The sequence below is a fragment of the Bacillus sp. KH172YL63 genome, from assembly GCF_011398925.1.
Lineage (GTDB): Bacteria > Bacillota > Bacilli > Bacillales > Bacillaceae_B > Rossellomorea.
Genome location: NZ_AP022842.1, coordinates 1,171,424 through 1,195,330 on the forward strand (window position 1 = coordinate 1,171,424; position 23,907 = coordinate 1,195,330).

General features: G+C 46.6%; 18 protein-coding genes. 11 read left to right on the forward strand and 7 right to left on the reverse strand.

Annotated features, from left to right (window positions below):
• Positions 1-135 precede the first annotated feature (135 nt).
• The 3 genes from addB to KH172YL63_RS05875 all read left to right on the forward strand — a co-directional run bounded on the left by addB (position 136) and on the right by KH172YL63_RS05875 (position 7,864).
• Positions 136-3,624: a helicase-exonuclease AddAB subunit AddB gene (gene addB / locus KH172YL63_RS05865; RefSeq protein ID WP_173105223.1), complete on the forward strand. Its 3,489-nt coding sequence runs from the start codon at positions 136-138 to the stop codon at positions 3,622-3,624.
• Complete coding sequence (gene addA, locus KH172YL63_RS05870; RefSeq protein ID WP_173105224.1) at positions 3,617-7,378, forward strand: helicase-exonuclease AddAB subunit AddA; 3,762 nt, start codon at positions 3,617-3,619, stop codon at positions 7,376-7,378. The genes addB and addA overlap by 8 nt, the downstream gene beginning before the upstream one ends.
• A gap of 183 nt (positions 7,379-7,561) precedes the next feature.
• On the forward strand, positions 7,562-7,864 hold the full coding sequence (locus KH172YL63_RS05875) for an HNH endonuclease (RefSeq protein ID WP_173105225.1): 303 nt from the start codon (positions 7,562-7,564) through the stop codon (positions 7,862-7,864).
• A gap of 161 nt (positions 7,865-8,025) precedes the next feature.
• Here the strand turns inward: KH172YL63_RS05875 and KH172YL63_RS05880 are convergent, their stop codons facing one another.
• From KH172YL63_RS05880 to KH172YL63_RS05905, 6 genes are all read right to left on the reverse strand, one after another.
• Complete coding sequence (locus tag KH172YL63_RS05880; RefSeq protein ID WP_138777273.1) at positions 8,026-8,244, reverse strand: spore germination protein; 219 nt, start codon at positions 8,242-8,244, stop codon at positions 8,026-8,028.
• Positions 8,245-8,327: 83 nt separating this feature from the next.
• On the reverse strand, positions 8,328-8,735 hold the full coding sequence (locus tag KH172YL63_RS05885) for a spore germination protein GerPE (RefSeq protein WP_173105226.1): 408 nt from the start codon (positions 8,733-8,735) through the stop codon (positions 8,328-8,330).
• A gap of 3 nt (positions 8,736-8,738) precedes the next feature.
• Positions 8,739-8,918 carry a spore gernimation protein GerPD gene (locus tag KH172YL63_RS05890; RefSeq protein WP_173105227.1) on the reverse strand — a complete coding sequence of 60 codons (180 nt, stop codon included), beginning with the start codon at positions 8,916-8,918 and terminating at the stop codon, positions 8,739-8,741.
• On the reverse strand, positions 8,893-9,522 hold the full coding sequence (gene gerPC, locus KH172YL63_RS05895) for a spore germination protein GerPC (protein ID WP_173105228.1): 630 nt from the start codon (positions 9,520-9,522) through the stop codon (positions 8,893-8,895). The genes KH172YL63_RS05890 and gerPC overlap by 26 nt, the downstream gene beginning before the upstream one ends.
• Positions 9,523-9,555: 33 nt before the next feature.
• Positions 9,556-9,783, reverse strand: a complete 228-nt coding sequence (locus KH172YL63_RS05900) for a spore germination protein GerPB (RefSeq protein WP_173105229.1) — start codon at positions 9,781-9,783, stop codon at positions 9,556-9,558.
• A 12-nt stretch (positions 9,784-9,795) separates the two neighbouring features.
• Positions 9,796-10,017: a spore germination protein gene (locus KH172YL63_RS05905; RefSeq protein WP_173105230.1), complete on the reverse strand. Its 222-nt coding sequence runs from the start codon at positions 10,015-10,017 to the stop codon at positions 9,796-9,798.
• Positions 10,018-10,144: 127 nt separating this feature from the next.
• On the opposite strand from KH172YL63_RS05905, the gene KH172YL63_RS05910 reads away from it, so the two are divergent.
• The 4 genes from KH172YL63_RS05910 to KH172YL63_RS05925 all read left to right on the forward strand — a co-directional run bounded on the left by KH172YL63_RS05910 (position 10,145) and on the right by KH172YL63_RS05925 (position 16,220).
• The gene (locus tag KH172YL63_RS05910; protein WP_173105231.1) at positions 10,145-11,326 is read left to right on the forward strand and encodes a DUF418 domain-containing protein; all 1,182 of its coding nucleotides are present in this window, start codon (positions 10,145-10,147) and stop codon (positions 11,324-11,326) included.
• A gap of 24 nt (positions 11,327-11,350) precedes the next feature.
• Positions 11,351-12,220, forward strand: a complete 870-nt coding sequence (locus KH172YL63_RS05915) for a fumarylacetoacetate hydrolase family protein (RefSeq protein WP_173105232.1) — start codon at positions 11,351-11,353, stop codon at positions 12,218-12,220.
• Between the two features lie 72 nt (positions 12,221-12,292).
• Positions 12,293-12,664: a YisL family protein gene (locus KH172YL63_RS05920; RefSeq protein ID WP_173105233.1), complete on the forward strand. Its 372-nt coding sequence runs from the start codon at positions 12,293-12,295 to the stop codon at positions 12,662-12,664.
• A gap of 649 nt (positions 12,665-13,313) precedes the next feature.
• Positions 13,314-16,220, forward strand: a complete 2,907-nt coding sequence (locus KH172YL63_RS05925; RefSeq protein ID WP_173105234.1) for an EAL domain-containing protein — start codon at positions 13,314-13,316, stop codon at positions 16,218-16,220.
• Positions 16,221-16,796: 576 nt separating this feature from the next.
• Here the strand turns inward: KH172YL63_RS05925 and KH172YL63_RS05930 are convergent.
• Positions 16,797-17,360 (reverse strand): DUF2777 family protein, encoded by a 564-nt coding sequence (locus KH172YL63_RS05930; protein ID WP_173105235.1) that lies wholly within the window; start codon positions 17,358-17,360, stop codon positions 16,797-16,799.
• Between the two features lie 157 nt (positions 17,361-17,517).
• Between KH172YL63_RS05930 and asnB the strand changes: the two genes are divergently transcribed.
• The 4 genes from asnB to KH172YL63_RS05950 all read left to right on the forward strand — a co-directional run bounded on the left by asnB (position 17,518) and on the right by KH172YL63_RS05950 (position 23,863).
• Entirely contained in the window at positions 17,518-19,365 is a 1,848-nt protein-coding gene (gene asnB / locus KH172YL63_RS05935; RefSeq protein WP_173105236.1) for an asparagine synthase (glutamine-hydrolyzing), read from the forward strand.
• 676 nt (positions 19,366-20,041) lie between these two features.
• Positions 20,042-21,562 (forward strand): phytoene desaturase family protein, encoded by a 1,521-nt coding sequence (locus KH172YL63_RS05940; RefSeq protein WP_173105237.1) that lies wholly within the window; start codon positions 20,042-20,044, stop codon positions 21,560-21,562.
• On the forward strand, positions 21,559-23,064 hold the full coding sequence (locus KH172YL63_RS05945) for a phytoene desaturase family protein (RefSeq protein WP_173105238.1): 1,506 nt from the start codon (positions 21,559-21,561) through the stop codon (positions 23,062-23,064). The genes KH172YL63_RS05940 and KH172YL63_RS05945 overlap by 4 nt, the downstream gene beginning before the upstream one ends.
• Positions 23,030-23,863, forward strand: coding sequence for a phytoene/squalene synthase family protein (locus KH172YL63_RS05950; RefSeq protein ID WP_173105239.1), 834 nt, complete (start codon positions 23,030-23,032; stop codon positions 23,861-23,863). The genes KH172YL63_RS05945 and KH172YL63_RS05950 overlap by 35 nt, the downstream gene beginning before the upstream one ends.
• Positions 23,864-23,907 lie beyond the last annotated feature (44 nt).

The following is a 23,907-nucleotide window of genomic DNA, read 5'->3' on the forward strand; positions in this document are numbered from 1 at the left end:
CTCCTTCCGAGGGAACGGTTGGATCGTCAGGGCTGAAGCAGGAAAGTTTTGATCTTGTGTACTATAATGAACACATACAAACAATCATATAACCTCTTGGTTAGAATAGATAAACACTAGAATAGGAGTGGGAGAATGAGTGTGCGATTTATTCTCGGACGCTCCGGTACCGGGAAAACCCATCGGATTTTGGATGAGATGAAGCAAAGCTTATTGGCAGAGCCAAATGGACATCCCATCATTTATATTGTACCGGATCAAATGTCCTTTATTTCGGAATACGAGCTTGTGAACACGCCTGGGATGAACGGGATGATCCGTGGCCAGGTGTTCAGCCTCACGCGCCTTGCATGGAAAATCCTTCAGGAAACTGGCGGCATGAGCCGGTATCATTTATCGGATGTTGGATTGAATATGATGATCCGGAAGATCATTGACGAAAACAAAGAGGATCTTCATATTTTTACGAAGTCTTCGGAGAAGCCCGGCTTCATTCACCATGTGGAAGCGATGTTGACTGAATTCAAGCGCTACTGCATCTCACCGGCGGACCTCCACCAGTTCGATGAGAATGGTGAAAGGGAAGGGTCCAAGGTGCTGAAGGATAAGCTTCATGACCTTGAATTGATTTATGAGAAATTTGAGGAGAAGCTTTCAGGAAAGTACATTGATTCAGAAGACTATTTTGGCCTGCTTGCTGAAAATGTGAAGAATTCAGCGCTCCTGAAAGAAGCGGAAATATACATAGACGGCTTTTACAGCTTCACGCCACAGGAATATCTCATCATCGAACAGCTCATCCTGCACGCAAAAAATGTGACGGTCGCCCTTACAACCGATCCTGAACAGCAGATGGGTGCGATGAACGAATTAAGCTTATTCCGCATGACGAATGAAACCTATCAAACGCTTAACGACATATGCAGGAGCGGCGGGGTTTCGGTGAAAGAAGAAGTGCTCGTCAAACCGATCCGCTTCCATCATGAAACGATGCTCCATTTAGAGCGTCACTTTGAAGCGCGTCCAACCGTCGCTTTTGATAAAGGGGAGACGAGGATTGAATTTCTGGAAGCATCCAACCGGCGGGCCGAAGTGGAAGGGGTCGCCCGTGAGATCAGGAAGCTTGCCAGGGAGGAAGGGTATCGCTATAAAGATATCGCCGTATTGGTGAGGAACAGCCAGGACTACCGTGACAAAGTCGAGACGGTGTTTCAAGATTATGAGATTCCATTTTTCCTTGATCAAAAGAGGACGATGCTGAATCATCCGCTGATTGAACTGATCCGCTCGACACTTGAAATCATGAATACGAACTGGAGATACGAGCCAGTGTTCCGGGCAGTGAAAACAGATCTATTATTCCCTTATCAGAAGAACCCGACCGATCTCCGTGAGCAGATGGACAGGCTGGAAAACTATGTGCTGGCCTACGGGATCAAGGGTGATCGCTGGACGAAGAAGGATCGTTGGAAATACCGCCGCTTCCGGGGACTCGAGCATGTCGATGCCCCGCAGACGGATCAGGAACGGGAAATGGAGCATGAAATCAATGAACTGAGATTATTTATTTCTGCACCGATCATCCGGCTTGGAAAACGGCTCAAAAAGCAGAGGACAGGAAGAGAATTCTGTGAAACACTCTATCTGTATCTGGAAGAGCTTGATATACCGGCAAAGCTTGAGCGACTCCGGATCGAGGCAGAGGATAAAGGCGATCTGATTGCTGCAAGGGAGCATGATCAGGCGTGGTCAGCCGTCATGGATTTGCTTGATCAGTATGTAGAGATGCTTGGTGACGAGGAAACGACCGTGAAGAAGTTTTCGTCGATCCTTGATGCAGGGATGGAAACGATGCAGTTTTCCCTTGTGCCGCCGGCTATCGATCAGGTCATGATCGCCGACTTGGAAAAATCAAGGCTCGGGGATATTAAAGCGGCTTTCATCATCGGAGCGAACGACGGTGTGCTTCCTGCGAAGATGAATGAAGACGGGGTCCTGTCTGATGAGGACCGTGAATCATTGATCAGTAGGGGATTCAAGATTGCCCCCGGCAACAGGACGAAGCTTCTTGATGAAGAGTTTGTTGCATATAAAGCTTTTACGACTCCGAGTGAACGCTTATTTATCAGCTATCCGATCGCGAATGAAGAAGGCAAAGCTTTACTTCCTTCCTCTTTCATTAAAAGGATGAACGAAATGTACCCGGATGCTCATACGAAGCTTCTCATCAATGAACCTTCCGAGCTGCCTGAAGAGGAACAGCTGCATTATGTGTGTCATCCGAATGTGACGATTTCCCATTTGACGTCACAACTTCAGATGAAGAAAAGGGACTACCCAATATATGATTTCTGGTGGGATGTATATAACTTCTATTCAACGTCAAACGACTGGAAATGGCATTCACAGCATATTTTATCAAGCCTGTTTTACCAAAATCGTGCCGATCAGCTGTCTGAGGACACGAGCAGGGAACTGTATGGAGATCATATCCTGGCAAGTGTCTCCCGGATGGAACTGTTCCACAGCTGTCCGTTTTCCCATTTCGCAAGCCACGGGCTGAAGCTGAGGGAGCGGGATTTCTTTAAGCTGGAAGCACCTGATATCGGCGAAATGTTCCACTCGGCGTTGAAATGGATGTCTGAAGAAGTGGAGCGGCACGGATTGACCTGGGCATCGCTTACGAAAGCACAGTGTATCCAGCTTGCGAAAGAAGCGGTCCTGATGCTCGCGCCGAAGCTGCAGCATCAGATTCTCCTAAGCTCGAACCGGCATCATTACATTGCCAAAAAGCTTGAACAGATCATCAGCCGGGCGGGCCTGATCCTGAGTGAACATGCAAAGGCAAGCGGCTTTGTCCCGGTCGGGGTGGAGCTTGGGTTCGGACCCCGTGCGACCCTCCCGCCGTTCCAATTTCAGTTGAGAAACGGGACGAAGATGGAGCTTCAAGGAAGGATCGACCGTGTGGATAAAGCGGAAGATGAAAACGGGGTATACCTCAGAATCGTCGATTACAAGTCGAGTGCGAGAGATCTGGATATGACGGAAGTATATTATGGATTGGCGCTGCAGATGCTGACGTACCTTGATATCGTGCTGACGAATTCCAAGAAGTTTGTCGGGAAGGAAGCGAAGCCTGCAGGGGTACTCTATTTCCATGTTCATAATCCTATGATCAACAGTAAGAAAATCCTGACGCTTGATCAAATCGAGGAGGAAATCTTTAAGAGCTTCAAGATGAAAGGTATGGTTCTTGGGGACGCCGGGATCGTCCGCTTGATGGATCAAACGCTGGAGACGGGTAATTCCGATATCATCTCAGCGGGAATTAAGAAGGACGGTTCACTGTCCTCCCGTTCAAAAGCTGCAAGCCATGAAGATTTTCAATATATGCGCCAGCATGTGCGCAAGCTGTACGAAACATCCGGCAACAGAATCGTTTCAGGGGAGACGGACATTTCTCCTTATAAGCTGAAGGACCGTACACCTTGTCAATTCTGTTCTTACCGTTCTGTCTGTCAGTTCGATCAATCCCTTGAGGAAAATGACTATAGGGTATTGCCGACAGCGAAGCCGGAAGATTTATTAGCGAAAGTGAGAGAGGAGGTAGAAACAGATGAGTAAATATGTTATTCCAGTCAAACCTGACACTATGACGTGGACCGATGACCAATGGAAAGCGATATGGGCGAAAGGGCAGGATATCCTTGTAGCCGCCGCGGCTGGTTCCGGTAAGACGGCTGTACTCGTGGAAAGGATCATCCAGAAGATCCTGAATGAAGAAGACCCGATGGATGTGGATGAACTGCTGGTGGTTACCTTTACGAATGCGTCTGCTGCCGAGATGAGGCACAGGATCGGACAGGCGTTGGAGAAAGCGATTGATGAAGATCCCCATTCACATCATCTGAGAAAGCAGCTGAGCCTGCTGAACCGGGCGTCGATTTCCACCCTTCACTCCTTTTGTCTCGAAGTGATTCGGAAATATTATTATCTCATCGATATCGATCCCGGATTCAGGATCGCCAATGAGACCGAGGGGGACCTGCTCCGGGATGAAGTGCTTGATGACCTGTTTGAGGAGGAATACGGGAAAGAAGATAATGATGATTTCTTCAGACTCGTCGATACGTTCACGAGCGATCGAAGTGACGGTGCCCTGCAGGATATGATCCGTAAGCTGTATGATTTCTCCCGCTCCCATCCGAACCCGGATGAGTGGCTGAGAGGTCTTGAGACGATGTATGAAATCGGGGAAGGGTCAGAGATTGATGAGCTTAACTTCATTCAGCCGTTATTGACGGATATTCAGCTGCAGCTGCACGGTGCGAAGAACCTGTTTCAGCGGGCATATGAATTGACCCGGGTGCCGGGAGGCCCTGGTCCGAGGGCGGAGAACTTCCTTGATGACCTGGCCCTTGTGGAAAGCCTTGAGGAAAGCAGGCGTGAATCGTGGAGTGCTTTATATGAGAACATCCAAACCCTTGCATTCACTAAACTGAAACCTTGCAGGGGGGCTGATTTCAATAAAGAAATCGTCGATGAAGCGAAAAAGCTCCGTGATCAGGGAAAGAAAGCATTGGAAAAGCTGAAGGAAGATTTCTTCTCAAGAAGGCCACAGTCATTCCTGGATGACATGGTGAAGATGAAGGGGGTCATTCACACCCTTGCAGAAGTGGTTGTCGAATTCGGGAAAAGGTTCAAGCAGGTGAAAGAAGAAAAAGGTCTGGTTGATTTCGCCGATCTGGAGCATTTCTGCCTCGCCATCCTGAAAGATCCTGCATCTGAAGAACTGCGTCCGTCAGAAGCTGCGAAGCAGTATAAACAAAAGTTCAAAGAAGTGCTGGTGGATGAATATCAGGATACGAACATGGTTCAGGAATCGATCCTCCTTCTTATAACAGAAGAAGATGAAGCGATCGGCAACAGGTTCATGGTCGGGGATGTGAAACAGTCCATCTACCGATTCCGATTAGCGGAACCGAACCTGTTTTTGGGCAAGTATACACGTTTCCTGCCTGAAAGCGGGGAAGCTGGGTTGAAGATCGATCTTTCCCAGAACTTCCGGAGCCGTAAGGAAGTGTTGGAGGGGACGAACTTTTTATTCAAGCAGATCATGGGCATTTCTGTCGGGGAGATGGAATATAACAAGGAAGCCGAACTTGTCAAAGGGGCACCTTATCCGGAAGAGGAGGCGTTTCCAATCGAAGTGGCCCTGATCGATCAGGAGTCAGGTGAAGATGCTTCAAAGGATGAAGAGCTCTCGATCTTTGATGAAGGGGATATCGAGAAATCTGTCCTTGAAGCCCGTTTTATGGCGAATAAAGTGCGGATGCTGATCGATGGCCGGACACCGATCTATGATGCGAAGACAAAGACAGAACGTCCGATTCAGTATCGTGATATCGTCATACTGCTGAGATCAATGCCGTGGGCGGCTGAGATCATGGAAGAATTCAAACGGCAGGGAATCCCGATTTATGCAAATTTATCAACCGGTTATTTTGAAGCGACTGAGGTAGCGATCATGCTTTCATTATTGAAGGTGATCGATAATCCGTACCAGGATATTCCTCTTGCGTCGGTGCTCCGCTCTCCGGTTGTCGGTCTGGATGAACAGGACCTCGCCACTGTAAGGATCCATTCCCGGTCGGGCAGCTATTACGAAGCCGTCAAAAAATTCGCAAGTGAGAAACCGGCAAATCCGCGGGAAGAAGAAGCGTTCGAGAAGATCAAAGTATTCCTGTATCATTTACAGAACTGGCGGACAAAGGCGCGACAGGGTTCCGTGACAGAATTGATCTGGCAGCTGTACCGCGATACCCGCTTCTATGATTATGTAGGGGGTATGGCCGGCGGGAAGCAGCGGCAGGCAAACCTTCGTGCCCTGTATGACCGTGCACGCCAATACGAAGAAACGTCATTCAGGGGATTATTCCGCTTCCTGCGATTCATTGACCGTATGAGGGAAAGGGGCGATGACCTCGGGGTGGCAAGAGCCCTCAGCGAACAGGAAGATGTGGTGCGTCTGATGACGATCCATTCGAGTAAAGGCCTGGAGTTTCCGGTCGTATTCGTCGCCGGGACTTCAAAGCAATTCAACCTGATGGACTTGAATGCTTCGTACCTTCTTGATAAAGATTTCGGTTTGGCTACAAAGTATACCGATCCGGATAAACGAATCAGCTATCCGTCGCTGCCTCAACTTGCCTTTAAGCGAAAGAAGCGTATGGAGTCGATTTCTGAAGAAATGCGGGTGCTGTATGTGGCATTGACCCGGGCAAAGGAGAAATTATACCTGGTCGGAACGGTGAAAAGCCTTGATAAATCCATTGAAAAGTGGCGGGGTGCCCTCGGGCAGACGGAGTGGCTGCTGTCGGATTATGACCGGGCACAAGCAAGTTCGTATCTGGATTGGATCGGTCCTGCCCTCATGCGCCACCCTCACTGCGGACATCTTGGTGAAGGGGCAGCGTCCACTGACTCAGGGATCAACGAGGAGATCCTTCTGCATCCTTCGTGCTGGAAAGTCACAGAGATCCACAAGTCTGAACTCATCTTAGAAGAAGATGAGGAGCAGAGTGAAGAACTCACGTGGCAGGAGAAAGTGAGAAAAGGATTGGAAGTGGAAAATAGCTCTGAACATAAAAAAGGGGTATTGAACCGCTTATCATGGAAGTATCCTCATCTCAGGGCAACGAGCCTGCGCTCAAAGCAATCGGTTTCCGAGCTGAAGCGGATGGTGGAGATCCGGGACGAGGCATCCAGCAACGAAATATTGAGACGACACCAAAAACCTGTATACAACAGACCGAAATTCATGCAGTCGAAAGAGTTGTCACCGGCCGAAAAAGGGACTGCCATGCATACAGTCATGCAGCACATTCCGTTTGCGGGTGGTGTGCCTGCAAGGGAAGATGTTGAAGAGCTGTTATCAGGATTGGTACATAAAGAAATCCTGACGGAAGAACAGCAGAAGGCCGTTTCCATTGATCATATCGTCGGCTTCTTCCATAGTGAACTTGGTCAACGGATGGTCCATGCCAAAGAGATCCAAAGGGAAATCCCGTTCAGTATGAGCGTTCCCCTCAGCGAGATATCAGAGACTGGAGAAGAGGCGCCGGAAGAAACGATCCTCGTTCAAGGGGTCATCGACTGTGTTTTCCGGGATGAAGAAGGTCTGGTGCTTCTGGACTATAAGACTGATGGGATCCACGACCGTTACAAAGATGGCTTCACGGAAGCGAGGCCGATCCTTGAAGAGAGGTATAAAGTTCAAATCGAATACTATACACGGGCACTGGAATCCATTTGGAAAGAGCCTGTCTCAGAGAAGTACTTATACTTCTTTGACGGAGGTCATATACTGACCTTGTAAAAATATAATGGAAAACCGGACAATTCGACAACTTCATTGAAGTCGGATCGTCCGGATTTTTTTATGCCGATTGAATTTGGCAATGCTTAAACGGTTGCAAATTACAGTCATGGGGAAGAAGCGGCATGTGACCTGTTTTTTTCAGTGGAGTGAAGGGAATAGCTATTGTGAGGAGGGGATGCTGTGGGGAAAAAGGTAAAAGGTACGTGTGAGCTGTGCGGCAGGAATGAAGTTGAAACGACGATCCATCATCTTACACCTAAAGAAGAAGGAGGGACTTTCCTCCCGACAGCCCAGCTGTGCATTCCGTGTCACAAGCAAATCCATTCCCTCTATTCGAACGAGGAATTGGCCGTGAGATTGAATACGGTTTCCGACCTCAGGAGGGATGAAAAAATCCATGCATTTATCAAATGGATCCGTAAACAGCCCCCGACAAAATTGGTGAGAACAAAAAAAAGTGCCGAGCGGCGGAAGAAAAAGTGACCAATCGGAAATCATGTTTGCCCATTCATAACCAACATAGAGAAAAATCCGGACGGCTTCGAATTTCAAAAAGAAATTCGAAAGATCGTCCGGATTTTTTCTTATTAAGACCGGTTTGTCAGATTGATGATGTGCACCGGTTTCAAAAGGGGGAACATCATCTAATTATTTCCTGTAATTGGTTGATCGATGACGTTGCAGTCGAAGGTCGTACTTACACTGAACACATTGTAGCTTAATTGGAATGGACCTGTATTGAATCCACCGGCACCACCGAATGTCTTCGAAGCGTTTTTAGGTGAAATGATGACGGTGTCCCCAAACTGGATATTCCCTCCACCGACGTTGAGAATCGCAACAGGACCTACTAAAGCGGGCATAATCAACATCCTCTTTTTTATTTGTCTATATTGGTAGCCTATGTGAAATGTCCGGGAAGGTTCTTGAAGGGATGAATTCAAGATCAATTAGGTTCTTCGATTTCTTCAATCGTTTCCGGTGCTTCACCTTCCTTATGCTCCAGCTGGCGGATATTTTTCACCCGTGCATCCATATACACATTGCAGGTATTGCCGATATGGATGATGGAAGAAGAGGAGGTGGCGCGAATGAACATAGAATTGACTTTGATGGGGCACAGATTGAGCCGGCTGACCTGAATGCCCGGATTAATGGGGGGGAGTTCGAGTGGTTTGGTGAACACATCTGAATCAAAGGACCCTTCGCTCGTCCGGAAAAATTCTTTCTCCCGTTGAACCGCATATGCCTTTGATTGGGCATAAATATTTTGCGAGTCCCCGATTTGATACACAGAGCAGAAGGCAAGTGTGATTCCTTCAAGTTTATTGACAATCGAATAACGTTTGAGCATGGGTCAACCTTTAGGGGTAAGAGGGACGAATGGGCCGATGATCAGTGACTCCGGCGGTGTGTCGAATGCGGAGGCGAGCTGGATGATATCGGCATCCCCGACCATTACGAGGGATGAACTCGCCACCCCTGCTATTTCTATGTTACCGACAGACAATTCACGATTGATCACTTGGAGGTTCATTGTTCTTCATTCCTTCCATGTTATCTGGTATTTGTGACATGAATGAGAATAGGGCCGTTTCGATATCCTTTTTGATTTTAGAAATGATCTTCCGTTCCCATTCTCCTTCATCCTGCTTTCCTTCAATAAAAGGGATGTTCTGTAAATAAAAATCGATCCGTTGCGGCATTTGATTCAATAGATCCTGTTGGATCATTTCGTAATATTGAGGATCGAGAGAGCGTTGGAACTGCATTTCATTGTCCTGAATCAGGCTCGGGAGTTCTGAATCGATGAATGCCTTTATTTCAGCGGTGATTCTTTCTTTATAAGGTTTCAGATCTTTGATCGATTTGACGTCCACCTTTTGCTCGACGGCCAGATCCTCGATGGTTTCTTTTAAACTGTTGGGATTCAATCCTATGTTCAACGTGCCGTCGAGGGATTCTACCTTCAGCTGATCGAATTTGTACTCGATTTTCTCTACATTGATTTTAGGGGTATCCCTCATGGTTGTTAATTCTTGTGACAGGTCGTTGACTTTTTTTTCGAGGGCGGTGATTTTTGAGTTCAACATTTCGATATACTGATAGAGTTGTTGGGGGGTCATATAGTAATTATTCATCCTGTCACCTCTTTCTGTTGACGCGTTTCTTTCTTACTGCGGCGATTGCAAAGGTACGAGAGGAGACACAGTGGGAGGTGCCGTCCCATTCCCGTTTTTCTCTGCTTTCGGAGCAGGCTCTGTGTAACCGCCCGTATTATAAAGGAAATCGTTTGTGGCAATCTGACCGCAAGTTCCAATTTGAAAAATGGAGGAATTGGACATCCCTCCGATTTTGATAAATTGAATCTGTATGGACTGTTGAACATAATAATTCGTCATTTCGCATCACACTCATAGGTTGAAGTTTATTCCTTGATCCATGCCGTCGTCATCAACGGTATAGGTCAGGGAGCTTTCATTGTAGACGGAAATCCCTTTACCGGTTATGAACGATCCTGCCCCGGCGAAGGTCTTGGCTGTAGAAATGGGACTGATATTGAAGACGTCCCCTATATGAAAGACGCCGCTCGAACCGACGCTTACGACTTGTGCTATTCCTACGATTGCGGGCATTGCGACTCACACCTTTAAGACAAAGTTAATTATTGTTATTCTATGTGAGAAGAATGAATAGGTGATAATCGCCTATTTTTCCATTTGGGGTTAGAATGGAATTAACACTATTTTCGGAGGAACAAATATGAATACCATTTCGCCAGTGCAACAGTCAGAACGAATTGTAAGTCTTGATGTCATTAGGGGATTCTCACTGCTTGGGATTTTCATTATCAATATGATCTCTTTTCATTCCCCATTTCTTTATCTGGACCCGTATACATGGTGGAAAACACCTGAAGATGCCGCTCTGTATCCGTGGATCGATGTATTCGTGCAAGCGAGCTTTTATCCATTGTTTGCCATGATGTTTGGATATGGACTGGGCATTCAGCAGCAGCGGGCAGGAGGAGCTTCGTTTTATCGATTCGGGGTTCGAAGACTCCTCATACTCCTGGGGATCGGCTGCATCCATGCTTTTCTTATATGGTCAGGTGATATCCTGATCAATTATGCGGTTTTCGGATTGATCCTTCTCGCTTTCATGAAGCTTTCCGGCAAGGTGTTGATGTGGGCCGGAGCGATGTTATTTCTTCTTCCGCAATTGTTTTTCAGTATATTACTAGTATTAATGACATTTACAGATCCGACTGGTGTTACAAACTATACGGACATCGGCGCACTTCAGGACTCGGTTTCGGCCTATGCTTCAGGCAGCTTCGCCGATATTATGGATCAGCGCTTTGAAGATTGGTACGCTGTCAATTCACCGGGCAATCTCATTTTCCTTATGCTTTCGATCCTGCCGATGATGATGATCGGGGCAGGAGCCAGTAAAATGCAGCTTTTGGAAAAGGTGCGCTCACATAAAACAACTTGGATCGTGATTGGTTTCGCTACCCTGGCAGCAGGGATCATCATCAAGTCACTTCCGCTGTTCATCGAAGCAAACTTTGCTTATGCCTATATCCAGGATTTTTTCGGAGGTCCGTTCTTATCAGTATCTTATGCAATAATCCTTTCATTATTATTGTTGAGTGAAAAAATCATGAGATGGAGCAAGCCGATTGCCTCTGTCGGGAGAATGTCCCTGACAAATTATTTACTCCAATCGGTCATAGGCACCTTGATCTTTTATTCATATGGTTTGGGGATGTACGGGGAGGTCACCTTGACGACCGGAACGATGCTTGCCCTAGGGATTTATGTGATCCAGGTGATCCTTTCTGAAATCTGGCTGTCCAAGTTTCAGTATGGTCCGGTTGAAAAAGTATGGCGTCTATTAAGCTATGGAAATAAGGCTGTGACAAGGAAAGTGGAGAATTAAATACAGGCAAAGGGGATGGGGAAGATGAAATTTGTGAGCTTTCAGATAGGGGAACGGCAATCGTATGGAGTGGAACGGGAAGGACGGATCCTTGACCTTGCAGGTGTCGAAGGCGTGCCTCTGGACATCCTTGAAGGAATCGGTCAGGGGGAACATTTTCTGCACGCAGTTTCACGTGTGCTTGAGCAGAAGGAAGATCGACTCGACACATACACATTTAATGAAGTGACATGGCTCCCCCCGATTCCAAAGGTGAAACGGAATATCATGTGCGTAGGGAAGAATTATCGGGACCACGCCGTTGAAATGGGCGGGGAAGACGACATCCCGAAACATATCATGATCTTCACGAAAGCGACGGGTACAGTCACCGGGCATGGAGGGACGGTCCTTCATCATCAGCATTTGACGGAAGAACTGGATTATGAAGGAGAGCTTGCGGTCATCATCGGGAAAAGGGGTATCGGGATTACCCGGGAAGAAGCGATGGATCATGTATTCGGCTATACGATTGTAAATGATATCACAGCCCGCGACCTCCAGAAGCGGCATGGTCAATTCTTCATCGGTAAAAGCCTCGATACAACATGCCCGATGGGACCATTTCTGGTGACAAAGGATGAAGTGGCGGACCCTCACGACCTATCCATTACCACGAAAGTGAATGGGGAAATCCGCCAAGCGTCCAATACCGGTCAGATGCTCTTCAGAATCCCTGAAATCATCGAGACCCTGTCAGCCGGGATGACCCTTGAACCCGGGGATATCATCGCGACCGGAACGCCTTCAGGGGTCGGCAAGGGATTCAAGCCTCCCCGCTTCCTGAAAAAGGGTGATAAAGTTGAAGTCGAAATCCCGCCCCTTGGAATTTTGACAAATCAGTTACAGGCTTAGTTTAAATTTCTGTTGTCACCGAGACTGTGATACTATTATGAGCGTATACTATTTACCTGTAGGAGGTTCAATATGTTTGATACAACACATGCCCATATTACTACCTGGGTTGTTGCCCTCATTCTTTTCTTTGTAGCGGTTGGTTTGCATAACGCAGGAAAGAACAAAGGCATGAAAATTGTACATATGACTTTGAGATTATTCTATTTGTTGATTATTTTGACAGGTGCCCTTCTATTCTGGAAGCACCAGGGAATTGATCCTGGCCTGTATGGCATCAAAGGATTGGTTGGAATCTGGGTGATCGGGATGTTTGAAATGGTCCTTGTCCGTCTGCAAAAAGGAAAGGATACGAAGGTATTCTGGATGCTGTTGATCCTGTCGTTCGTGATCGTCTTATTCTTAGGATTACGTTTACCGTTGGGCTTTCACCCATTTGCTTAATCAATGAAAAAAGCCGGCTCACCTGAGTCGGCTTTTTATTTATGCTGTTTTTGGAGAGGATTAACTTATATCATGTGCTTTTGCTCAGCCATCATCTTTTTAAAAGGCTCTTTTCGTATAGATTGTTGTATTATTAGACATTAATGTGAGCATCTTCGGTAATTTGAGACTGTGGAATAAATTTTAGTATCGATGAATCAAGGGCATTGTATTTGAATGACGTTGATCACAACTATTCAGAAGATGAATAAGCAGTTAATCCAGTGGATTTTTGGTTTTTATCTTCGATGGTTGATTGGAGCGGAAGATGCTCGACTCCTGCGGGAAACGCTGGAAAGGTGAGACCCCGCAGGCGAAGCCGAGGAGGCTCATCGCCAGCCCCGCGGAAAGCGAGCATCTGGAGCGGAAATCAACCGCACCTCGCTTGTTTATAAGCCACAATGTTTACGAAAACAGCCTTTTAAATAGACTGTTTTCTTTAAGGGCCATAAGTACATCACTTCCAAAGGCAGCGGTTTCAAAATATCCTGGGCATGTCAATGATATTTGTCACCTTTTTGAACTTTCTTCCATTTAGGATAAATGAATATCCATATCTGTCGAATTGTGGTATTTTGATAGAAACGATGTCTTTCAAGTAGGTGTGAAAATGGTCAAGTCCTTTCAACATATTTACCGTAATGAGCAATCTTTACGTCGATTTATCATAGAAAATGAAATAGCCCACTATCCTACCCTTTTGATTCAGGCTTTTGTCGGCAGTTCCCCGAAAGAAGCCATACAGTCACTGCAGGATCAAATCACCCGGTTGTTGCCTCATGCTACCCTCATCGGATGCAGTTCAAACGGTCAAGTGAAAGAAGGGGTGGTCGTATCAGGGACCGTCCTGACATTCACCGTGTTTGAGAAGACTGTCATCAAGTCGCTCCTTCAAGAAAAATCCTTCCCGGGCAGGCAGATGGGCAGACAGCTTTATGAAACAATAGGCCAAGCCGACACAAAAGCCTTCATTACGTTTGCCAGCCACTTACATCTTCAGGTACAGGAATATCTCGATGGTGCATCGGAAAATGGAGAGGGTATCGTCATTGTCGGGGGTGTCACATCTGACCTTCCCGATGTGAGGCCGACATTTGTATTCAATAATCATGACATTTCAAGGGAGGGATTCGTCTCCGTATCACTGTCAGGTGAGAATTTGCGCGTTCATTCAAAGTCCATCGAAGAATGGCAGGAAATCGGGTCAACCTTTCATATTACGAAGGCCGGTGGGAATGTCATTAAGGAGATAAACGGTATGCCCCCGCTTCATCTCCTGGAAAAGTATTTAGGGAAGCGGTTTGTCAGGGATCTCCCGGATTCCTCGATCGAGTTTCCTTTTCTCCGTCAGGCGGAAGGTGAAAAGGTGGCAATCTATATTATGAACGTAGGGAATGACGGAGGGTTGGAGTGCAGCAGGGAAGTGGCAGTGGGTGATAAGATCTCGTTCGGGTTCGTCAGCACCCTGCAGTTGATCCAATCTACCACCAGGCTCCTGACTCAATTGGCGCGCAGCCCTGTGGAAAGTCATTTCGTCTATAACTGTGTAGCAAAGAAAAAGTATATCAGGGATATGACGAATCAGGAGCTTTTTTACCTTAACAGGGTGTCGCCTGTGAGCGGCTTTTTCTCTTTCGGTGAATTCGGATCCTACAACGATAAGCCGGTACTGATGGCACATTCCTTAACGTATCTTGGGTTATCAGAAGGTGTTCGTGAACCGATCAGGGAAATGAAAATTGACTTTACCTTGACCCCTGAAGCGAATGCAATGATGTCATTGACGAATCTAATCAACACAGCCGAAAAGGACATTCAGGAATTGACTCAAAATATCCAGGTATCTGAGGAATATTACCGGTCACTTTTTGATAACAATACCGACTTTGTATACAGTACAGATTTAAAAGGAAGATTCACATCCATCAATCCATCCTTTATGAAGACATTCGGATTTGCGGAGGAAGATGTGCTGGGAAAATCGGCCCTTCATTTCATCAATCAAGAAGATATACAACGGGTGAGGAGGCATTTTTACCTGGCAATGGACGGAAGGGCTCAATATTATGACCTTCCCTTCACTTCTGCAAATGGAGAAGTGAACAATTTCCAAATCAAGAATGTCCCGATAACCGTTGATGGGAAGTGCGTGGGAATCTTCGGGATTGGCAGAGATGTAACGAAAGAGAGGCAGTATGAAAAGAAAATCACCCAGCTCGCCTTTTATGATGGTGAAACAGATCTTCCGAACAAAATGAAGTTCAGGGAAATCCTTGATGAAAAAATCAGAAGCGGGAAAAAGAACCAGGAACTTGCCCTATTGTTTCTAGATATGGACCGGTTCAAGATGATCAATGACACCCTTGGTCACGCTGCAGGAGACCTGGTCATTAAAGAACTGTCCGACAGGATCAAATCCATCCTGCCACCGGGTGCTGTACTGGGGCGTTTCAGCGGTGACGAATTTACGGTCTTGCTCACAAGGGACGTAACCGAGTCTGCCATCTCACATGTGACTCAATCGATTTTGAAAGCGATCGAAGCCCCATTCACCCATGAATACAAAGAATTTTATATTACTGTCAGCATCGGTGTGGGCATTTATCCGAGGGACGGGGAAGCCTCGGCGGACCTTTTGAAAAATGCCGACTCCGCCCTCCATTGGGCGAAGGCACAAGGTGGGAATACGACCGTTTACTTCTCCAGGGATATGAAGGAAGAAATCACCCGGAAAGTAGAGATGGAAGCAGAACTCCGCAGGGCGATTGAACGGGATGAGCTGTTTATCGCCTATCAGCCGATCATTGATATCCCATGCGAAACACTCATTGGCTGTGAAGCATTGCTGAGATGGCAACATCCGTCATGGGGAATGATTTCCCCGGCGGAATTCATTCCGCTCGCTGAAAAGACGGGTCTCATTTATGAAATCGGTAAATGGGTTCTGGTCGAATCGTGCAGGCAGCTGATGAAATGGAATATGGAGCACGGAGCGAGCTTTTATATGTCTGTCAATGTATCGGCGCAACAGTTCCAGCACCCGACCTTCCTGAATGATGTAAAAGAAGCGCTGGAAATTTCCGGGCTCCCTCCTGAACAACTATGCTTGGAATTGACAGAAACGATCATGCTTCACGATTCATCCCATACGATCGCCGTCATGCAGTCGCTTGCCAATCTCGGCGTGAAGCTTGCCCTGGATGATTTCGGAACCGGCTATTCATCACTGAGCTATCTGAAGGATCTTCCTCTTCACATCTTAAAGATCGACCGCTCCTTTGTGCAGAATATGAGCGACCACAGCCCTGATGTAGCCATCGTTCAATCGATTGCCACCATGGGGAAGGGGTTGAAGATGAAGGTCGTGGCTGAAGGTGTGGAAACCCAGGAACAATTGGATCTGCTCAAGCAGCTTGGCTGTGACTGCGCGCAAGGGTTCCTTATCGAAAGGCCCATGCCGTGGGAGGATATGGATGCTTTTCTGAAGGCGTCAAGCCTTGTGACAGCCCGGGAGTAATGATAAGAAACAAGTGCAGATGGCCGTAAGTAAACACAAAGGGATTGGGACAAAACGGTGTTCGTCAATAGAAAATCCGAACGAGTGATTTATCATAAATCTACTTCGTTCGGATTTTTTGTGCTGTCACTTCTTATATGTATTGAGCAGGTTCCAGCTGTTGATTGGAGTGCAGGGCGGAGACTCCTACGGGAAAAGTGGGGTAGGTGAGACCCCGCTGCAGATAGCGCCGAGGAGGCTCACCGCCGCCCGAGGAAAGCGAAGCCTTGCACGGAAAATTATTATGTGAATGTGGCTGTTATTACCAGCGATTTTCCTGTGATCGAATATCTCGGTTCTCATTCACTTATTTATCCTTGATCTCTCTGTGAATAGCAGAAAATGGGATCTTGCATAATAAGTTAAATAACACCCCGAACAGCTACTTTGGATGAATCATTCCCAATCGGCTGTTCGGGGTGCTATTTGATATATTGCTTGATTGTTATGAGGTAAGAATAGGTTGGTAAATGAACAAAACAGCCATTGAATTTAACATGCTATAGGGATGATGACTGCTTTTGCCCGTAAGGTTGCCTACATATTAAAGCTTTCGATCACGATCCGCCTGCCTGTACTCAGTGTGAATTCAAAACGGTCCCGTTTCTTTTTGTAATAAGTGAAGTGATGCTGAACAGCACATACTTCCACACCGTTATCAAAGGTGATGAAGTTCACACCCTCTTTGATTTTTTGATGTCCGAGGAAAACGAGGTGATTGTGGCAGAAGATGCTGTCATAGATTGAATAGCCAAGATTATTTAAGGCGGTTGTGAACTGATGAAAGGCGTCATCAGAAATCTCTTCCAATAAATTCTCCAATGAATACAATATATTCTTCTTTATCTGGATCCGGTCACCATTCTCGATTCTTATTCGCTCATATGGGGTGACAAGGATGCCATCTTCTAAAAGGACACCTGTCATCCATTCACCATCTCTATATACTTTCAATTCGTGATTGAGGTAAAATTCGAGCTCAGACTCTTCCTCGGCATCGATTTCGAAGAAAAACCACGTATCTTCTTCAAAAAGAGCTGTGCCCTCGGAATAGGACCTTTTTTGGGATTTTAAAATGTTTGAACGAAAGATGTTGCTCAAGTGAATATCCCTCCTTAACTACATTTCTTGTCATAATTATCATATTTCATTCATGTAAAGTTTGATTGAGACAATTAACTATTTCGAGGGCTTTGCATAAAATAATTTATGTGTCCGTGAGCCCAGAGCGTTTGACTAGAAAGTGAGGATGATCATCATGTGTGGAATTACTGGTTGGATTCATTATCAACAAGATTTGACGAATCAAAAAGAAGTGGTAGAAAAGATGGCAGAAACCCTTTCTAAAAGAGGGCCAGACGAAACGAATGTATGGCTGAATCAGCATGTAGCATTCGGTCATAAGCGCTTGATCGTGGTAGACCCGGCAGGTGGAAGGCAGCCGATGAGCAAGAGTCATAGAGGCCATCTGTTCACGATCTGCTATAACGGTGAACTTTATAATACGGAAGACTTGAGAAAAGTACTTATTTCTAAGGGATATACTTTCAGCGGACATTCTGATACGGAAGTCCTCCTTACCTCTTACATTGAGTGGAGGGAGGAATGCGTCGATCACTTGAACGGGATTTTTGCCTTTGCGGTCTGGGACGAAGAAATGGAACACGTTTTCATCGGCAGGGACCGAATGGGGGTGAAGCCTTTATTTTTTGTGGAAAAAGATGGAGGGATCCTGTTCGGTTCGGAGATAAAGGCGCTGCTTGCCCATCCTGATGTCCATCCTCAGGTGGACCACCGTGGACTGGCGGAAATACTCGGGCTCGGGCCGTCCCGCACGCCTGGTAATGGCGTGTTCAAAGGAGTAAAAGAGCTGCGTCCCGCCCACGCCATGCGCTTTTCGAAGAATGGACTGGATATTTGGAGATATTGGAATGTGAAGAGTGAAAAGCATACAGATTCATTTGACGAAACAGTGGCCAAAGTCCGTTTCTTACTGACAGATGCGATTAAAAGGCAGCTTGTTTCGGATGTTCCATTATGTACCTTCTTATCAGGGGGACTTGATTCCAGTGCGATTACAGCGGTGGCGGCGAACACTTTCAAGGAAGAGGGCAAGGGAAATCTTCATACGTATTCCATTGATTATGAAGAGAATGACCAGTATTTCAAAGCGAATGACTTCCAGCCCAATTCAGATGCACCGTGGATCGAGAAGATGACGGCGGAATTTGATACGGTGCATCACCGGTCTGTCATCAGTCAGCAGGAATTAAAGGACCACCTGATAGAAGCGGTGCATGTACGGGACCTGCCGGGAATGGCCGACGTTGATTCATCACTCCTGTGGTTCTGCCGAGAAATCAAACAAGACTTCACTGTAGGATTATCAGGAGAGTGCGCTGATGAAATATTTGGCGGATATCCCTGGTTCCACCGTCCTGAAGATTTCAACCGCAGGGGATTTCCATGGATGAGATCGACGGATGAACGTCAGGGTCTCTTGAAGGACGAATGGAGCAGGAAATTGAATCTGGAAGAGTATGTACTGGAGCAATATGACCGGACGGTGGCCGAAACGCCGTTATTAGAAGGGGAGGATGAAACAGAAGCGAAGAGAAGACAATTGTTCTATTTGAATTTACTCTGGTTCATGACGACCTTATTAGACCGTAAAGACCGGATGAGTATGGGGGCAAGCCTGGAGGTGCGGGTTCCCTTTGCAGATCATAGACTTGTAGAATACGTGTGGAACATCCCGTGGGAGATGAAGATGCATGATGGCAGGGAAAAGGGGATCCTCAGGAAGGCGCTTGAAGGCATTCTTCCCCATGAAGTCCTTTATCGAAAGAAAAGCCCCTACCCGAAAACGCATCACCCTGCTTATACGAAAATGGTCGGTGACTGGTTGAATGAGATATTGGAAGATAAATCAAGTATTCTGTATGAATTGTTCAATGAAGAGAAATTGAAGGAAATTGTTGCGACAGGCGGTTCTGCCTTTAAAGTACCGTGGTATGGCCAGTTGATGACCGGTCCGCAGCTCCTTGCCCACCTCGGTCAGATCCACATCTGGTTCAAGGATTATCAAATCGAAATCGTAGAATAGTAAACAGATGGTGAGCTTCCTTCGAAAGGGAAGCTTGCCATTTTTTGTTGCCGGACTTCCGTTATTTGGCAGTACCAGGGGATTTGTAAGAATGAAAGAATGTAAACCGCCATAAATTTGTATAGAACATGTCCAGATGCTTTGGTGGAAAATCAAAGAGGGCTTTTATCAAGGCTCTTTTCGGATTGATGGTTGTTATTAATAGAGGTTAATGTGAGCATCTTCGCTCATTTGAGACTGTGAAATGAAAAATGTCACAGCAATGAATCAAGGGCAGTTTACTTGAATGACGTTGATCATTACTATTCGGGAGATGAATAAGCAGTTAATTCGGGAGCTTTTGGTTTTTATCTTCGATGGTTGATTGGAGCGGAAGATGCTCGACTCCTGCGGGAACTGATGGACAGGTGAGACCCCGCAGGACAAAGTCCGAGGAGGCTCACCGCAATCCCCGCGGAAAGCGAGCATCTCTCGCTGCAATCAACCGCATCTTGCTTGTTTAAAAGCCACGATGTTAACGAAACAGCCTTTATCAAAGACAAGATGAAAATACATCACGTGTACAGACAAGCTGGCATAATCGAAAAAACAGTTTGCTGCATTTTAAAGTGGAAAGGTATTGTATAACTATTGTATAATAATTGTACATATATATAATCTGTAGGAGGTTAAGATCATGGCCAAAAAAATCATCGTCATCGGGGCGGGGCCTGGAGGGTTGGCGGCTGCAATGCTTCTAGCGGGAAAAGGATACAGTGTGGACGTATATGAGAAGCAAACTTTTGTCGGCGGCAGGAATGGGTCTGTTACGATGGATGGTTATACGTTTGATATCGGCCCGACATTCTTCGGGATGCCTGAAATTGCAGAAGAACTCTTTGCAGAATCAGGGAGGAACCTCCATGACTACGTCGATTTACACGAGCTTTCCCTTATGTATGAATTGGTCTTTCCCGATAAACGAGTCAAGATGTACAGGGACCGGGAGCGGCTGTCGAAGGAAATTGAAAACCATTTTCCGGGGAACGCCCGGGGCTACAGCCGATTCATGAATGATACACGCAGAAAGATGGAGGCGCTGAAGCCGATCCTCCAAAGCCCGATGGACCGATATTATCAATATATCAGCTGGAAGGTGCTACGGGCACTGCCGCAGCTTTCGTTGGGGAAATCGCTATACGACGTGTTGAGTGAATATTTTACAGATCATGAATTGAAGCTTGCGTTTACATTTCAATCCAAGTATTTAGGCATGTCCCCCTGGGAGTGTCCCGGAGCCTTCTCCATCCTGTCTTTCATGGAGCATGAATATGGCATATTCCATCCGGTTGGCGGATTGAATCAGCTTTCCAAGGCAATGGCGAAGGTAGTCACCGAGCATGGCGGGAGAATCCACCTTGGCAGGGGAGTCAAAAAGCTGTGGATCGAACAAAAGGCGGTAAAAGGGATCATCACCGAGGATGGTGAAGAGTTAGAAGCGGATGAGGTCATTATTAACGGAGACTTTGCCCATGTGATGAGTCATCTTGTGGATGACGGTGTGCTGCGGAAATACAGTAAAGAAAAGCTGAAGAAGAAGAAATATTCATGCTCGACATTTATGATTTATCTCGGCATCGATAAACAGTATGATATTCCCCACCACAGCATCGTGTTTGCTGAAGATTACAAGCAGAACGTCGAGGAAATCACAAAAACCTATCGCCTTTCGGAAGACCCATCCATCTATATACAGAATGCTTCGGTGACAGATGCAACTCTTGCACCGCCTGGACACTCCACATTGTATATACTGGCGCCGGTGCCGAATAACGTGAGTGGTATCGATTGGGAGAAGAATGAGCAGGCTTTTCGGGACCTTGTGTTGGATATCGTTGAAGAAAAAGCCGGTTTGAAGGACGTAAGAAAATATATCCAAGTTGAAAAGATCATCTCTCCGAAAACGTGGGAGTCAGACTTCAATATATACGAAGGGGCGACTTTCAACCTCGGACACCAGCTCACACAAATGATGGCACTGCGCCCCCATAATAAATTCGAAGAGCTTGATCACTGCTGGCTGGTCGGCGGAGGGACCCATCCGGGAAGCGGTCTGCCGACAATTCTGGAATCGGCAAGGATCACAACGACTATGCTTATGAGGGAAGATCCGGCTTTATCAAGGGCAGATGAGCAGGCGATGGAGGGGGCATTATGAAGACGGCAGTGATCGGATCGGGTATCGGCGGGTTAATATCCGCCTTGCTGGTGGCGAAAGATGGTCATGATGTCACGGTATATGAGAAGGAGTCTTCCATCGGGGGACGGCTCGCCTTTATCCAGGAGGGTGAGTACAAAATAGACAAAGGTCCAACGATTGTCCTTCTTCCTGACATGCTTCTTTCCATCCTGAAGGAGTCGGGAGTCAACACAGATGAAATCGATTTCGTCAGATGTGACCCGCTCTATGATGTTCATTTTGCAGATGGTCAGGTTTACCGGAAATTCGCAGACCTGGATAAACAGTATGAGGAAATCAAGCGGGAATTTCCAGGGGATGAAAATGGCTTCCTCTCCTTCATGAAAGACATGGAAGAGCGGTTCACTATTGGAAAACCGCAATTCCTGGAGAGTTCTTTTTCTAAACCGGGTGATTATCTGAACACGGGCACCATCGGTTCACTGCTTAAATTGAAAGCGTATCGGAATGTTATGGGAAACTTGAATCACTATTTTAACCATGAAAAGCTAAGAACTGCATACGGTCTGCAAACCCTCTATATCGGTGGGGACCCGTACACAACCCCGGCCATATACAGCTTGGTGTCTTTCAGTGAACATCAACATGGGATCTACTACATAAAAGGAGGATACGCGAGCCTGCTCGATCACGTAAAATCGGCCTGTGACCGGGTCGGGATCACCATCAAGACTTCCACACCCGTCAATGAAATCGAAACAGATGGAGACACAGCCACGGGTCTTGTGATGGGGGGCGGAAGAAGGGAAGCGGTTGATGCGGTCATCGTCAATGGAGACTTTCCCCTTGCTTCCCGGTTATTGAAGAAGGAAACCCCGAAGCGATATAAACCCTCTTCCGGATGCGTCCTGTTGTATATGGGGGTAGACGGACGGTTCGATGAGATGGAAATGCATCAATTCTTTTTGAGTGAAGACTTTTCAAGGAATATGGAGGCCATCTTTAAGCACGGGGAAATTCCCGGGGATCCATCATTCTATGTTTTTAACCCTTCGAAAGTGGATGGGACGCTTGCTCCTGAAGGGAAGAGTGTACTGTATGTCCTCATTCCGGTCCCGGCGACAGATAAAGTGGACTGGGAATCGGCTTCAGAATACCTTTCCAGACAAGTATTGGATACAATGGAAAAAAGGGGATTTCGTTCTCTCGCAGAAAGGATTGAATGGATGAAGGTCCGGACGCCGCTTACAGCCATGCAAGATGGATTATATGCAGGTGGAAGCTTCGGTATCGCCCCGAGCCTTGGACAATCGGGACCCTTCAGGCCCCAGGTCCAGCCTTTTAAAGAAAGGAATATCTTTGCGGTGGGGGCATCGATCCATCCTGGTGGGGGTGTGCCGATAGTCATGCAAGGGGCAAAGCTTGTCAGGGAAGCTTTTAGATCATATTGCAATACCCAATCAGAGAGGAAGGATGTGTCTTTACATGAACATGATTTCGGAAGCGTACAATCACTGTGATCAAATCATTCGACAACATTCAAAAACCTTCTATAAGGCATTTTCCCTTTTGCCTAAGAAACAAAGAAGAGCTGTCTGGGCTGTCTACGCATTTTGCCGAAGAGTGGATGATATTGTGGATGAAGGCATGAACCCGGTCGATGAACTGAGCCGGTTCGAAAAAGAGTTTGAATGCTTTCTGACTGGATTGTATCCTGACGAGCCGATGTGGATTGCACTTGATGATGTGTTTCGCCATTACACAATGGACGTTGAAGCATTTCGGGACATGATAAAAGGGCAGAGAATGGACCTTTCCGGGAGAACTTATGTCAAGATAGAAGACATACTCGACTATTCGTATCATGTTGCGAGTACAGTAGGTTTGATGTTGCTGCCCATCCTTGCACCCGGGAAGGAGTCAGCCCTCCGTGAAGATGGGATCTATCTTGGGTACGCCATGCAGATTACGAATATATTAAGGGATGTAGGGGAGGACCTGGAAAGGGGCAGATTATATATCCCTCAGGACTTGCTGGTAAAATATGAATATACCGTCGCAGACTTAAAACAGCATCGTAATAACGAAGCCTTTCAATCATTATGGGAGGAAATGGCCCAAATCGCGGAAGATTTCTATGAGAAAGCATTCCGTTCGATGCACCTCTATCCCATGCATTCGAGAACGCCTGTAAAAGGAGCGGCTTTATTATACCGGGCCATCCTCGGTGAAGTGAGGAATCAAGACTACAATGTATTCTCCAAAAAACACAATGTCTCACGGTCAGTCAAAGAGAAAATCCTGTCGGCCATATCATAAATAAGCTCATATGGAAGCACGCTTTGATGCTTTCCATATGAGCT

What these genes read in the sequence shown, in the direction of transcription:
- asnB (WP_173105236.1), top strand. Translation starts at nt 17,518, where the DNA reads ATGTGTGGAATTACTGGTTGGATTCATTATCAACAAGATTTGACGAAT.
- KH172YL63_RS05920 (WP_173105233.1), top strand. Translation starts at nt 12,293, where the DNA reads ATGTTTGATACAACACATGCCCATATTACTACCTGGGTTGTTGCCCTC.
- KH172YL63_RS05950 (WP_173105239.1), top strand. Translation starts at nt 23,030, where the DNA reads ATGAACATGATTTCGGAAGCGTACAATCACTGTGATCAAATCATTCGA.
- KH172YL63_RS05945 (WP_173105238.1), top strand. Translation starts at nt 21,559, where the DNA reads ATGAAGACGGCAGTGATCGGATCGGGTATCGGCGGGTTAATATCCGCC.
- addA (WP_173105224.1), top strand. Translation starts at nt 3,617, where the DNA reads ATGAGTAAATATGTTATTCCAGTCAAACCTGACACTATGACGTGGACC.
- KH172YL63_RS05890 (WP_173105227.1), bottom strand. Translation starts at nt 8,918, where the DNA reads ATGAACCTCCAAGTGATCAATCGTGAATTGTCTGTCGGTAACATAGAA.
- KH172YL63_RS05925 (WP_173105234.1), top strand. Translation starts at nt 13,314, where the DNA reads ATGGTCAAGTCCTTTCAACATATTTACCGTAATGAGCAATCTTTACGT.
- KH172YL63_RS05910 (WP_173105231.1), top strand. Translation starts at nt 10,145, where the DNA reads ATGAATACCATTTCGCCAGTGCAACAGTCAGAACGAATTGTAAGTCTT.
- KH172YL63_RS05940 (WP_173105237.1), top strand. Translation starts at nt 20,042, where the DNA reads ATGGCCAAAAAAATCATCGTCATCGGGGCGGGGCCTGGAGGGTTGGCG.
- KH172YL63_RS05905 (WP_173105230.1), bottom strand. Translation starts at nt 10,017, where the DNA reads ATGCCCGCAATCGTAGGAATAGCACAAGTCGTAAGCGTCGGTTCGAGC.
- gerPC (WP_173105228.1), bottom strand. Translation starts at nt 9,522, where the DNA reads ATGAATAATTACTATATGACCCCCCAACAACTCTATCAGTATATCGAA.
- KH172YL63_RS05900 (WP_173105229.1), bottom strand. Translation starts at nt 9,783, where the DNA reads ATGACGAATTATTATGTTCAACAGTCCATACAGATTCAATTTATCAAA.
- KH172YL63_RS05915 (WP_173105232.1), top strand. Translation starts at nt 11,351, where the DNA reads ATGAAATTTGTGAGCTTTCAGATAGGGGAACGGCAATCGTATGGAGTG.
- KH172YL63_RS05885 (WP_173105226.1), bottom strand. Translation starts at nt 8,735, where the DNA reads ATGCTCAAACGTTATTCGATTGTCAATAAACTTGAAGGAATCACACTT.
- addB (WP_173105223.1), top strand. Translation starts at nt 136, where the DNA reads ATGAGTGTGCGATTTATTCTCGGACGCTCCGGTACCGGGAAAACCCAT.
- KH172YL63_RS05880 (WP_138777273.1), bottom strand. Translation starts at nt 8,244, where the DNA reads ATGCCCGCTTTAGTAGGTCCTGTTGCGATTCTCAACGTCGGTGGAGGG.